We start from the raw sequence: 13,077 nt of genomic DNA, 5'->3' as shown, positions 1-13,077 counted from the left end.
GTCTAAAGGTTCACGAAGGCGTTAAAGCAGGCCCTACTGATTGGCAGACAATGCCGATGAGCACTCCTGCATCGGCTCCTTATGATGTGGGTTTTCCGGAATCGAACCAGTTGACCATAAACCGCGCGTAATCAGCGCCAGCCTCAGCCAGTTTTTGATCGCGCTTTCCATTGGTCACACTTTCAAGCACTTCCCTGGGAGTCATTGGCTTTTCCTTTGACTCGCTTTTTCTTTCCGGCGTCTGATGATGTAGGGGAGGTAAGGTGAACGAGTAACGAAGGTGATCACCACCGGGATTAGTTTCAATCATATTCAATTTATCCTTCAAACAGTTCATAGGTATCCCACCTTCAGCTGGGACCTGTTTTGAGTGCATGTTCATCAGCGGTCAGTTCCAAGCGCGCCTGGTAACAGGGTATTTACAGGTAAACTCTCCGGCTTTATCGCCCTGCTTTGTTTTCGGCGGCCATTCATCCTCTTTTCCTCTACGGAGTTCGCCTTGCGTCTGTTCCACACCTCCGACTGGCACCTGGGCCAAAACCTCCACGGCCAGGAACGCGACTTCGAACACGCCTGCTTCCTCGAGTGGCTGCTGCGCCAGATCGCGGCCCAGCAACCCGATGTGCTGTTGATCGCCGGCGATATCTTCGACACGGTCAACCCGCCGCTCAAGGCCCAGGAGCGCCTGTACGATTTCATCATCAGCGCCCACGAACAAAACCCCAAGCTGACCATTGTGATGATCGCCGGCAACCACGACTCCGGCTCGCGGATCGAGCTGCCCGCGCCGTTGATGCGGCGCCTGCGCACCCATGCGCTGGGCCGCGTGCTGTGGCTGGACGACGGCCAGCTGGACGCCGAACGCCTGCTGATTCCCCTGCCGGATGCCAAGGGCAAGGTCGCCGCGTGGTGCCTGGCGCTGCCGTTCCTGCGCCCGGCGGAAGTCACCGGTGCCCACCTGGGTGACGACTACCTGCAGGGTATCGGCCAGGTCCATGAATGGCTGATCGCGGCGGCCAACGCCAAACGCAAGAAAGGCCAGGCGTTGATTGCCATCAGCCATGCGCACATGGCCGGCGGTTCGGTGTCGGAAGATTCCGAGCGCAGCCTGATCATCGGCAATGCCGAGGCGCTGCCGGCCAAACTGTTCGACAAAAGTGTCGGCTATGTTGCCCTCGGGCATTTGCACAAGCCGCAAAAGGTCAATGGCGAGGAGCGCATTCGCTACAGCGGCTCGCCGATACCGCTGTCCTTTTCCGAAATTGGCTATAAGCACCAGATCCTCGATGTGACGTTCCAGGGCGAACGACTGGTCAGCGTCGAACCGCTGCTGATTCCCCGCTCGGTCAACCTGCAACGCCTGGAAGCCGCGCCCCTGGCGGACATCCTCAAGGCCCTGGAGGCGCTGCCCGACATCGACCTGCTCGCCGAAACCCAGCGCCACCCCTGGCTGGAAGTGCGCGTACGCCTCGACGAACCGCAACCGGACCTGCGCCAGCAAATCGAAACCGCCCTGCAAGGCAAGGCCGTACGCCTGGTGCGCATCGCCGCCGAATACGCCGGCCAAGGCCGCCGCGACGACAGCAACGAAGACGCACTGATCGAACTCGACCAGCTCACGCCCCAGGAATTGTTCAGCCGTGCCTGGCAGGACAGCTACGGCAGTGAAGTGGATGAACAGACCTTGAAGGATTTCGCCGTGCTGCTCCAGGAAGTGCAACAGGCAGGTGAACAGCCATGAAGATTCTTGCCATTCGCCTGAAAAACCTCGCCTCCCTGGCCGGGCCATTCGAGATCGACTTTACCGCCGAGCCCCTGGCCAGTGCCGGGCTGTTCGCGATTACCGGGCCGACCGGCGCCGGTAAAAGCACCCTGCTCGATGCCCTGTGCCTGGCGCTGTTTGGCGCCGTGCCACGCCTGGGCGATACCGGCCAGGCCAAGATGCCGGATGCCGACAGCGATATCTCCATCGGCGATCCACGCACCCTGATCCGGCGCGGCACCGGTGGCGGCTACGCCGAAGTGGACTTTGTCGGTGTCAGCGGCCGTCGCTACCGGGCGCGCTGGGAAGCCAATCGCGCCCGCGACAAGGCCAGCGGCAAATTGCAGAACAGTCGGCAGAGCCTGATCGACCTGGACAGCGACCAACTGCTGGCGAGCCAGAAGACCGAATACAAGACCCAGCTGGAATTGGCCCTGGGCCTGAACTTCGAGCAGTTCACCCGCGCCGTGCTGCTGGCCCAGAGTGAGTTCAGCGCCTTCCTCAAGGCCAACGACAACGAACGCAGCGAACTGCTGGAAAAGCTCACCGACACCGCGCTGTACACCCAGCTCGGCCGCCGTGCGTTCGACAAGGCCAAGGACGCCAAGGACGCGCACAAACACCTGCAGGACCAGGCCACCGGCGTGGTGCCCCTGGCCCCCGAGGCGCGCGCCGAACTGGACCGGCAATTCGACGCGGCCCAGCAACAGCTCAAGACCCAACAGGCCCAACTCAAGCAATTGGAGTTACAGCACACCTGGCTCAAGGAACTGCGCGAATGGCAGGACCGCCAGCGCAGTGCCACCGAGCAGCTCCAGCGTGCGCAAGCGGAGTGGGACAACCAGGCCACGCAGCGCCAGGACCTGAGCCGCCTCGACCAACTGGCACCGCAGCGCCATCAGTTTGCGCGCAGGGCTGAACTGCTCACCTTGCTGACGCCACTGGCCGCGCAGATTCAGCAGTACACCGAGCAACAGGCTGAACTGCAGACCCGCCAGGCGCAACTGCAACAACAGCAGACCGCGGCCCAGACGGCGCTGGTTGACGCACAGCAGCAACAAACTGCCGCCGCGCCCCTGCTACGCCAAGCCTTCGATGCGCAAAACACCCTCGCCCACCTGACCGAGAGCCTGGGCAAATTTGCGTCTGAAAAACAGTTGGCGCAAACCGCCTGCACTGAAGGTCAAGCCAACTTGAATGGCTTGCTCGACAAGCAAAAACAAGTCGACGAGCGCCTGCAACGCCTCGCCGCCGAACTGGAGCGCAGCAGTGCCCTCGCACCGCTGGGCGATGCCTGGAACGCCTACCGCGATCGCTTGCAACAGTTGATGCTGATCGGTAATCGCCTGAAAAAAGGCCAGGCCGAACTGCCAGACCTTGAACAGCGTGCTACCAGCGCCGCAGAAAAATTTGCCCAGCAACGCGAAGCCCTTGACCTGCTGTATCAAGAAGCCGGCGCCGAACCCCATGCCGTGGCCGAACAGGTGCAACTGCTGGCCAGCCTGTTGCAGGACAATCGCAAGCAGCAGCGCGCCTTCGAAGACCTGTCACGCCTGTGGGACAGCCAGCAGCAGCTGGAGCAGCAAGCGGTCGCCCTCACGCAAAAGCTCGCCGATGCCGCCCGGCAACGCGACCAACTGAACCAGACCGGCCTGCAAACCAAGGCCGAGCTGGCCGTGGCTGAACAGACCCTGACGGTGACCAAGCAACTCTTGGAGCGCCAGCGCCTGGCCCGCAGTGCCAGCGTCGAGGAATTGCGCGAGCAGCTGCAGGACGGCCAGCCCTGCCCGGTGTGCGGCAGCCACGAGCACCCGTATCACCAGCCCGAAGCCCTGCTGCACAGTCTCGGGCGCCACGACGACAACGAAGAGGCCACGGCGCAGAAAACGGTCGATACCCTCAAGGAAAAACTCACCGAACTGCGCGGTGAAGTCGGCGGCCTGATCGCCCAGCAAAAAGAATTCCTGCAACAACAGGAACAGCTGGTCACCCAACAGCAGGCGCTCCAGCCCAGCCTGGACGCGCACCCACTGGCAGCCTCGCTGTTCAATCAGGACGCAGCCAAACGCAGCCATTGGTTGGCCCAGCAACTCAGCCAACTGAGCCAAAGCATCACCCAGGACGAACAGCGCCAGGGCGCCCTGCTCAACCTGCAGCAAAACGCCGGGCGCTTGCAGCAACAACTGCAAGCCGCCCAGGACGCGAGCCAGCAGGCGCGCCAATTGCTGGTGGACCAGCAGCGCGAGCTGTCCAACGACCGCGAGCGCCTCGACGAAGAACTCAACGCCTTCGCCAGCCTGCTCCCCGCCGACACCCTGGAAGGCCTGCGCAGCGACCCGGCCGCGACCTTTATGCAGTTGGACCAGCAGGTCAGCCAACGCCTTGAACAACTGGGCCATCAGAAGGATGAGCTGGCCGAGCAGCAGGAACGCCAGCAGGCCATCGAGAAAGAGCACACGCACCAGCAGCATCGCCAACAGCAACTCGAGGCCCTCAACCAGCAATTTACCGAGCTGGTCGCGCAGCAACAGGCCGCCCAGGAAAAACTCGGGGCCTTGCTGGGCGAGCACGCCAGCGCCGAACACTGGCAACAGCAACTGGAACAGGCCGTGGAGCAGGCACGCCAGAGCGAGACGGACGCCAACCAGCAGTTGCAGGACATCCGCAACCAACTGATCCAACTGGCCGCCGACCTCAAGGCCCGGCAGGAGCGCGAGCAAGCTTTCGAAGCCGAACAGCACAGCCTCGATGCCCGCACCACCGAATGGCGCGCCCTGCACCCCGAGCTGGATGACGAGGGCCTGGCGCGTCTGCTGGCGTTTGATGACACACACATCGCCACGCTGCGCGAACATCTGCACAGCAGCGAAAAAGCCGTCGAGCAAGCCAAGGTATTGCTGCAGGAACGCGAACAACGCCTCGCCGAACACCAGGCCCTGCACAACGGCAACCTGGACGCCGAACAACTCGACGGCGCCCTCGCTGCGCTCAATCAACACTTGGCCGACGGCGAAAAACACTGCGCCGAACTGCGCGCGCGCCAGTCCGAAGACCAGCGTCGCCAGAACGCCAACAGTGCCCTGGCCGAACAGATCGCCAAGGCCTATGACGAGTGGCAACGCTGGGCACGCCTGAACGCACTGATCGGCTCGGCCACCGGCGATACCTTCCGCAAGATCGCCCAGGCCTACAACCTCGACCTGCTGGTGCACCATGCCAACGTGCAACTGCGCCAATTGGTGCGCCGCTACCGTCTCAAGCGCGGCGGCAGCATGTTGGGCCTGCTGGTGATGGACACGGAAATGGGCGATGAACTGCGCTCGGTGCATTCGTTGTCCGGCGGCGAGACGTTCCTGGTGTCCCTGGCCTTGGCCTTGGGCCTGGCGTCGATGGCGTCCAGCACCTTGAAGATCGAATCGCTGTTTATCGACGAGGGCTTTGGCAGCCTCGACCCCGAGTCCCTGCAATTGGCTATGGACGCCCTCGACGGCTTGCAGGCCCAGGGGCGCAAGGTGGCGGTGATCTCCCACGTGCAGGAAATGCACGAGCGCATCCCGGTGCAGATCCAGGTCAAGCGCCAGGGCAATGGCCTGAGCACCCTGGAGGTCAAGTGAGCGAGGCGTTGCTGTATTCGTTCCGGCGCTGCCCCTATGCGATGCGCGCACGCCTGGCGCTGCGCTACTCGGGGGTGGCGGTGCGGATTGTCGAGGTGAGCCTCAAGGCCAAGCCGGCGGAGATGCTGGCACTGTCGCCCAAGGGCACGGTGCCGGTGCTGGTGGTGGATGGCGTGGTGATCGACGAGAGCCTGGCGATCATGCAATGGGCCTTGGCCCGGCATGATCCGGATAACTGGTTATTGCAGGGGGATCCGGCGGTACTTGAGCTGATCGCCGAGAACGATTCAACCTTTAAACATCACTTGAATCGATACAAGTACCCCGAACGCTATCCCGAGCAGCCGGTGGAACACTATCGAGCCGAAGGCGAGGTGTTCTTGCAGAAGCTCGAGGGGTTGCTGGCCCAGCGCGCCTATCTGCTGGCCGACCACCCTGGCCTGGCGGACATGGCGCTCGCGCCGTTTATACGGCAGTTTGCCCACGTGGACCGCGAATGGTTTGCCGGTACGCCGTACAAAGCGTTGCAACGCTGGTTGGAAGAATTCCTGCAATCGCCCCTGTTTATCGGCGTGATGGCGAAGACTTAGCCTTCGATCAGACTCAACAACCGCTCGCGAGCGATCTCCGGTTCGCCGTCCGTCAACTGCACGGATGACAGGATCGGGGTGGAATAAAGGGCGAGGATAAGTGCGGCGAGTCGAAGTGCCATGCTGTCGATTCCATGAAAGAGCGCGTCAATATTTAAGCGTCAATTTAAACACATGGCAATGCGCCATTACCTCATTTTTTTCTTCGACAGCTGCACAAACGCCAAACCACTCGAACGCGCGTTTACGTTCCAGTGGTTTGGCGTCTGCTTGTGTGCAGGGTCAATCAGCGCTCATTGCTGGGTCTTGTGATCCAGGGCGGCGTAGAAGTTGGCGCTTTGTTGCAGGTATTTCTGGGTGTAGGCGCTGGTGCTGGATTTTTTGCCGCTGACTTCCACGCTGGCGGCGGCAGGCAGGGCGACGGTGGCGGAAACGGCGGAGGCGGCGATGACGGAGAAGAGATTCAAGTTCATGTCGGTAACCCTTGTGTTCGTTCGGTTGGATGGCCGGGGAAGGCCTTGGAACCCAACTTACGCCCGAGGATTGAACCTTAGAAATGCTTTGAAACAGTAGCCGCTATTAATACAATTAATACTAAGGGTCAGGCCCCGCATGGCGGGGCCTGTGGCTTATTGACGCACCAGGAACTTGAGGTCGCTGGGGGCATCGATCGGCAGTTTCTGCACGGTTTTACCCAGCAGGCCGGTCTTGGGGTCACGTTCGACCACCACGATTTCGTTGCTCTTCTGGTTGGCGATCAGCAGGAACTTGCCGCTCGGATCGAGGCTGAACTCCCGCGGGTGGTCGCCTTCGACGCTGCGGCGCTGCAGCTCCGTGAGGTGGGCGGTGGCCGGGTCCACGCCAAATACGATGATCTGGTTGGCGGTGCCGCGATTGCTCACGTACAGGAACTTGCCATCGCTGGAGGCGTGCAGTGCGGCGCCGGCCTTGTCGGATACCGGTTGGCCGGCGGCGAAGTCCACCAGTTGGGTCTGGCTGAGCTTGCCATCGGTGTAATCGAAGACCGCAACCTGGGCGCTCATCTCGGTGGTCAGCCAGGCATGCTTGCCATCGGCGCTGAACAACAGGTGACGCGGGCCGCTGCCCGGTGGCAGTGGCACAAAGGCCGGATCGGCCGGGGTCAGCGGCAGCTCGTGGTTGGCCTTGGGGTCGTAGCGATAGGCGAACAGCTTGTCCGCCCCCAGGTCCTGCACAAACACGTACTTGCCATCCGGCGACGACACCACCGAATGCACATGGTTGGAGGCCTGGCGCTCAGGGTTCACGCGACTGGCCGGGTGTGCACTCAACTGCACCGGTGCCGACAGCTTGCCCTCGGCATCCACCGGCAGCACCGCCAGGCTGCCGCCCGGATCTTCCAGCACCGAATAGTTGGCGACGAACAGGTAGCGCCCATCCGCCGCGACGCTGGAATGGGTCGGCTCGTTGCCCAGGCTCTGCACCTGATTGACCAGGGTGAGCTGATGATTCTTCGGGTCGATGCGGTAGCTGCTGACGCGGCCGACCGGGTCTTGCTGGCCCGGGCCGTTTTCATTGACCACAAACAGGTGCTTCTGGTCTTTGGAGACCGTCAGCCACGAAGGGTTGGCGGACTTCGCCGCCAGTACCGGCTTGCCTTGGAACTGCCCGGTGCGGCTGTCGAATTGCAGGCGATAAATGCCTTCGCTGGAGCCGGCGGTGTAGCTGCCCACCAGCAACTCATAGGTGTCCGCCGGTGCAGCCTGCACCGACATCGCACCCACACTGCCGGCCATCAGCAGCGGCCAGAATTTACGCATCATCATGCTCGTCTTCCTCGTCGTTATTGTTGCCGGTGAAGGCGGCCATGCACACCAGGCGGTGCTCGCCCGAATCACCGGTGAGGGTCCAGCTTTGCAAGGCGTCATCGAAGGTTGCGGCCTGCACCTGCACCAGGCTGAAGGACCAACGTTTCTCGGCCCGGCCGTCCATGCTCTTGATCAGCAACTGTTGATCGTCGAGGCTGAAATCAAAGGCATGCAGCCCATCGATTTCGAGCATGTCGCTGGTGTGGAGTTCAGTAAGCAGGGAAGCGGCAGTCATCAGGCTCATTCATCGCTGGAAAAAACGCTGATGATAGGCCAATCCGGCCACGCCGTCGTGTCGCGATAGCGGGCTACCGCACGGCAGCGGCCGGCGCTTGCCATTCTGGGGGCGAACTCCCCACAGAATGGAATCTCCTATGCCAGACACTTCAAACGCCCCGCCGGCGGGGCCGCTGCACTTCGCCCACCGCAGCAACACCCCGGCCCTGGCGGTCGCCCAGCAGTTCGCCACACGCCCGACGTTACGCCAGGTGGTCGAACGGCACCTGCACGAGCGCCTGCAGGAACAGTTCCCGGCGCTGCCCCTGGACCTGGCCACCCTCAAGCTGGCCACCCCCAACCAGCGGCGCGGCTGGGACCTCAGGCGCTTGACCGATGTGGTCCTCGAGCACCTGGGCAATGGTACGGCCCTGAACCTGACGCAGGTGGTCGACCAACGCCGCTGCTTCCTGTCCCAGCGCCCGCCCTCACGCTTGACCTATGAGGCCAATGGCCCCCGCGAGCCGGACATGGCGGTGATCGAACGGCTGATCCTGGACCTGGCCTTCACCCTGCCCATCGCTTTTCAGCAAACCCTGGCCACCTATTGGAACGGCGCTGCCGACACCGGCAGCAGCCGCTGGCAATGGCTTGGCGATCTACTGGCGGACACCCTCAAAAGCAGCGCCAGCCTGCTAAGCGCCGGCACGCCGCGAGACATGCTGGAGAGCGTGACCCGCCAGCCTGACCGGCGCGAACGCCAGGCCGGGCCCAACGGATTTGTGCATGCTTACTGCCTGGAAGCCTGTGTGATCCGGCACGGCCGTGAAGCCCGCCTGCTGAGCAGCGACCTGCTGTTGGTGCAAGGCCACCAGGCCTTGCTGTGCCAGGCGTCGGGCAGCGTCGAGCCATTCGCCTCACTGGAGGTCTTCACCCAGGCCTGGGGCCAGCGCCTGAGCCAGCGGTTGCAGGTCGACAAGGTGGTGGTCAGGCGCTACGAGCCCGATGGCAATCTCTTCGATACCCAGGCCGCCCTGTTGCTCAACCAGCAACTGGATGACCTCGAAGCCATCGCCCTGCCCGCCTCCGACGGCGTGCGCAGCCTGGAGCAGCGTTTTGCCCTGGCGACAGACCCCAGCGCCGCCTTTGTCGCTGCGCCGGCACCCGACCCGACACATCAGGACGCCATCCAGACGGCGTTGCCCGCCTGGCTGCAGAGCGCCAATGCCCAGCAGCGTTTCGCCTATCGCCAAGGGCTGTTGGAACAGGCCCGCCTGCAACGCCTGCAGGCCGGGGCGTCGTTCCTGGACGGGGTCGAGAGCCTGCCGGCCTTTGCCTCCCGCACCCTGCGCGAGCAGATGCGCCGCGACCACCCTGGCGCCAGCGTGGAACCGGACAACCTGCGGCTGACCTTCCACGTCCCGGTGGGTGACCTGCACAGCGGTTACCTGGCACCGGTGACCCTGGACCTGACCGAGCTGGCGATCAAGAACCTCGCCGCCGCGCCGCACGGCCGCATGACCCTGCAGGACACGTCCGGGGCCGCCCTCCCGGCCTGGCTGACCGAGGACTATATCCTCGGGGAAAAAGGCCTGTTCCACAGCACGCCCGGCCTGATCCGCCAAGTGGATATCGGCCGGCGCTACCCGCAACAGCTGCGCGACCTGCTGCTGGGCGACAACCCGCAGGTACGCCGGCGTGAGGCGCTGTTCGGCCAGGCGCTGACCGTGCAACTGCCGCACCAGGCCCTGGAACTGGCGATTCGCGGGCAACAGGGCTTCAGCTTCCTGGGGTATCGCTACGTCAAGGCGGTGCTGCACGCCAGCGCGGCGGGGCGCGTGGTCGACACCCTCGACATCGTGATGCGCCCGCTGGCCTTCGCCCGCAAGCCCGCTGCCGTGCCGGATATCGTCGGCAACATGTTTATCATCGAACCCCGTGACATCGACGCCGGGCCGTCGATTCTCTATCGCCCGCTGTACTCTGACGCGTTGCAGCAATTCGCCAGCCGCGCGGCCCTGTTCGACGCCATCGCCCAGCCCGGTGCACTGCAAGACAGCGTGCTGGCCTGGATGAGCGACAAGGCCCGGCCGATCTACAGCCACGGCGGCTTCCGCAGCCCGCATATCCTGCGCTTCGGCCAGGGCGACGACACGGTGCAGTGGCCGGCGCCGCCGCCCGCGCAGTTGGTACAGGAGTTCAATGGCAGCGAAGTCGAGGGTTCCCTGGCGCAATGCCTGGCCACCGGCAACCTGACCCAGTACCTCTACGGCAGCAACGCCCGGGCGCTGGTGGACCTGGCGGATCGCGACGCGGTGTCCAATGCCGAAAGCCGTTGGGCGGTGTTGCTCGAAGGTGGCTGGCTGCTGTTCAACGCCCTGCTCTTGCCGCTGCTGCGCGGGCCGGCGCTGGTTGCAGGCTGGATGGTGCAACTGGCGGTCAGCCTGCGGCACGATATGGCCGCCCTGCACGGCGACGACGCCGCCGCCCGCGAACTGGCCTGGGTCGACGTGCTGCTCAACATCGGCCTGATCCTGCTGCACATGGCCCCCCGGCAACACCCGACCCTCGAGTTACCCTCGGAGCCCGCCTTACCGGCCACCCTCGCGGCCCTGCAGCGCCCGCCAGGCCTTGCGCCCCGTCCGGCCACACCTGTGGAACTGGGCCCGGTGGGCCTGCCCGCAGAGCCGCCGGCCGGCGACCGCACCCTGGTCGACTTTGTCCATTCCAACGCCCGCGACGCCAGCCGCCGGCGCCTGCTCGAAGCCCTGCGCGAACTGCATGTGCCATGGCCGGTGCCGGCCCCCGAGCCGCTGGACGCCGGCATGTTCAAAGGGCTGTATCGCATCGACCAGCAATGGCATGCCTCGGTGGGCGGCCTGCTGTTTCGGGTAAACATCGCCGCGGACCTGGGTGAGGTGTGGCTGATCCATCCGCAGAAACCGCAGCATCCAGGCTTCGTGCTGGTGCGCAATGCCCAGGGCCAATGGGGCCTGGACCTGGGTCTTAAACTGCGCGGCGGCGGGCCGAAAAACCGCCTCAAGGCCAAGCTGGCCCACATCGACCAGCAGCGCACCCAAGCGTCGGAGGAGATCAATCGCATCAGTGATGAGGTCAGCGGCCTGATCAAACGCCTGCAGCCTATCGACCAGGTGCTGGATGCCGCCCGGCAGAAGTTCGAGCAGGCCCATAACGCCCTGGGTCTGGCCCGCATCCGCTTGCGCAGCGCACCCGACGACCCGGCGCGGGTGGCCGAGCACCTCGCCAGCGTCGCCCAGCGCTCCCGGGCCAGGGCCGGGTTCCAGGTGTTTCAGGAGCGCTTCGATGCGGCCGCCGCCGAGTTGCTGCAACAACGGCGCGCCTTGATCGAGGCCTACGGGCGGATGAAAGCCGTGGACAGCCGCTTCGACTACGAAGGGCAATGTGTGGAGCAATATCAGTCGATCCTGGCCACCGATGAAATTCGCGTCAGCCAGTTGTCGTCCCTGTACCTGGCCACGTTTGTGTCCGAGCAGGGCGAATCGCTGATCGAGCTGCAAGACAGCGCCCAGGATGTGCAGGCGCTGCGCTATGTCAACGACCTGCTGGAAACCAACTTTGCCGTGTCCGAGCGCCATGCCCAGGCGATGATTGCCATCGAGGACACCCTGGAGGCGATGGCCGCACGCTTGAAAACCGGCGCGGCCCAGCGCCTGAATTACCTCAACGGGCATCCCAAGCGCCGGTTCTACAACCGCCTCAATGCCACCCTCGAATCCCTGGATGTGCTCACCGAGTTGAGCATCGACCGGACGATCCCGGCCAGCACCCCGCAGGAGCACTATTTCCTCGCGCGCCATGGGCACCTGCAATCCTCCCTGTCTGCCCTGGAAGACTCCCACCTGGACCTGCTGACCACCGAAGGTTTCACCACGACCGAACGCAAGGAGGTGCTGACCAACCTGGTCAGGCACTACAACCGGCGCCTGCAGATTTACCAGAGCCTGCTGGAACTCGATTCGCCCCTGGCGCACCCGCGCTACATGCCGCTGCTGATCGAGCGGTTGAACACCGTGCGCGACAGCGCCGAGGCCGACCTGGCGGCGCTGCTGCGCGAAGATGAATTCCTGCCGCCGCAACCGGGGGCCTTCAAACCGGTACAGGCTCCGTCAAGAACCAAACGGGTGTTCAAGTCGCGGGACAAGGGCCCCCTGGTGGGTGACCTGGAACCGGCGCAGCGTGACCAGCCCTTCCCCACCATCGTGACCCGCAACCCCATTACCCAGCAGGTCAGCGGGCGCTTTATGGAGCACCCCAACGAGGGTTGGGTGGAAATTGTCGAGGCCAGGCCCAGCCGTCCCGCCGAGCCACCCCAGGCACCGGCGCTGTCCACACTGCGCGCCCAGGCGCAACGGTTGCAGGAAGAAGTGCCGGCCATCGAGCGCTCCATCGACTTCCAGAAACGCAAACTCAGCGACCCGACGCGTCGCGATGACCTCAACCCGCGTGACTGGCACGACATGCTCGCGCACCAGGCCGAGCGCCTCGACAGCGTCGCGACAGAATTGTCCAGCCACGCGGCCGACAAGCCGGACGTGCTCCAAACCGTCGAGCGCCTGCGCCTGCGCGCCGAGGATTTGCGCACCCAAGGCCGCCAGCATTGCATCGAGGGTTACAAGGCCCAGCGCCCGCGCCAGGAAAACATCGAATTCCTGCGCGCCCATGCCGCCGTCGACATCGGCCTGGTCCACGGCCCGCAACGCACCGCCGCCAAGGACTATGTGTCGGAGTTCGCCGTGCGCGAGAAAAACCGCCTCACGGTGCTGTGGTATGCGCACTTTCACTACAGCCAGGCCGACAGCCCGCCGGGCGCTTATACGGCGGCCCACCTCAAGCGCCCCGAACAGCGTTTTGTCACCCTCCGGGACCTGATCGCCCAGGCCGGGGCAGATAACCGAAGCATCGTGCGCGACCTGTACAACCCGATCACGGCACCGCTGGATCAGCGTCTGTTCCTGAGCCTGCTGCCCGCCTGAACCCCCGCCATGCATGGCATCGCCTGAAAAGGA

Annotated in this window: 9 protein-coding genes; 4 read left to right on the top strand and 5 right to left on the bottom strand. The window is 64.0% G+C overall.

The window, feature by feature from the left end:
* Positions 1–79 precede the first annotated feature (79 nt).
* Entirely contained in the window at positions 80–310 is a 231-nt protein-coding gene (locus C8K58_RS32210; RefSeq protein ID WP_133822098.1) for a hypothetical protein, read from the bottom strand.
* Between the two features lie 189 nt (positions 311–499).
* Here C8K58_RS32210 and C8K58_RS02355 point away from each other — a divergent pair, with 189 nt between their 5' ends.
* From C8K58_RS02355 to C8K58_RS02345, 3 genes are read left to right on the top strand one after another with little or no spacing between them, the layout of a single operon-like run.
* Complete coding sequence (locus C8K58_RS02355; protein WP_092356830.1) at positions 500–1,741, top strand: exonuclease SbcCD subunit D C-terminal domain-containing protein; 1,242 nt, start codon at positions 500–502, stop codon at positions 1,739–1,741.
* The gene (locus C8K58_RS02350; RefSeq protein ID WP_108572884.1) at positions 1,738–5,376 is read left to right on the top strand and encodes an SbcC/MukB-like Walker B domain-containing protein; all 3,639 of its coding nucleotides are present in this window, start codon (positions 1,738–1,740) and stop codon (positions 5,374–5,376) included. Before C8K58_RS02355 ends, C8K58_RS02350 begins: the two co-directional genes overlap by 4 nt.
* On the top strand, positions 5,373–5,966 hold the full coding sequence (locus C8K58_RS02345) for a glutathione S-transferase (RefSeq protein ID WP_098479314.1): 594 nt from the start codon (positions 5,373–5,375) through the stop codon (positions 5,964–5,966). Before C8K58_RS02350 ends, C8K58_RS02345 begins: the two co-directional genes overlap by 4 nt.
* Here C8K58_RS02345 and C8K58_RS32610 read toward each other — a convergent pair.
* The 4 genes from C8K58_RS32610 to C8K58_RS02330 all read right to left on the bottom strand — a co-directional run bounded on the left by C8K58_RS32610 (position 5,963) and on the right by C8K58_RS02330 (position 8,048).
* The gene (locus C8K58_RS32610) at positions 5,963–6,088 is read right to left on the bottom strand and encodes a hypothetical protein (protein WP_256097795.1); all 126 of its coding nucleotides are present in this window, start codon (positions 6,086–6,088) and stop codon (positions 5,963–5,965) included. The genes C8K58_RS02345 and C8K58_RS32610 overlap by 4 nt on opposite strands.
* 171 nt (positions 6,089–6,259) lie before the next feature.
* Positions 6,260–6,439, bottom strand: coding sequence for a hypothetical protein (locus tag C8K58_RS02340; protein ID WP_027608577.1), 180 nt, complete (start codon positions 6,437–6,439; stop codon positions 6,260–6,262).
* A 156-nt stretch (positions 6,440–6,595) separates the two neighbouring features.
* Complete coding sequence (locus C8K58_RS02335) at positions 6,596–7,771, bottom strand: lactonase family protein (RefSeq protein WP_027608578.1); 1,176 nt, start codon at positions 7,769–7,771, stop codon at positions 6,596–6,598.
* Positions 7,758–8,048, bottom strand: coding sequence for a DUF5629 family protein (locus C8K58_RS02330; protein ID WP_027608579.1), 291 nt, complete (start codon positions 8,046–8,048; stop codon positions 7,758–7,760). Before C8K58_RS02330 ends, C8K58_RS02335 begins: the two co-directional genes overlap by 14 nt.
* A gap of 139 nt (positions 8,049–8,187) precedes the next feature.
* On the opposite strand from C8K58_RS02330, the gene C8K58_RS02325 reads away from it, so the two are divergent.
* Positions 8,188–13,044, top strand: a complete 4,857-nt coding sequence (locus C8K58_RS02325; RefSeq protein WP_108572882.1) for a hypothetical protein — start codon at positions 8,188–8,190, stop codon at positions 13,042–13,044.
* Positions 13,045–13,077: the final 33 nt, after the last annotated feature.

It is taken from the genome of Pseudomonas sp. GV047 (assembly GCF_003058245.1).
In the GTDB taxonomy this organism is placed as follows: Bacteria; Pseudomonadota; Gammaproteobacteria; order Pseudomonadales; family Pseudomonadaceae; genus Aquipseudomonas; species Aquipseudomonas marginalis.
This window is presented reverse-complemented; position numbering and strand designations above follow the sequence as displayed.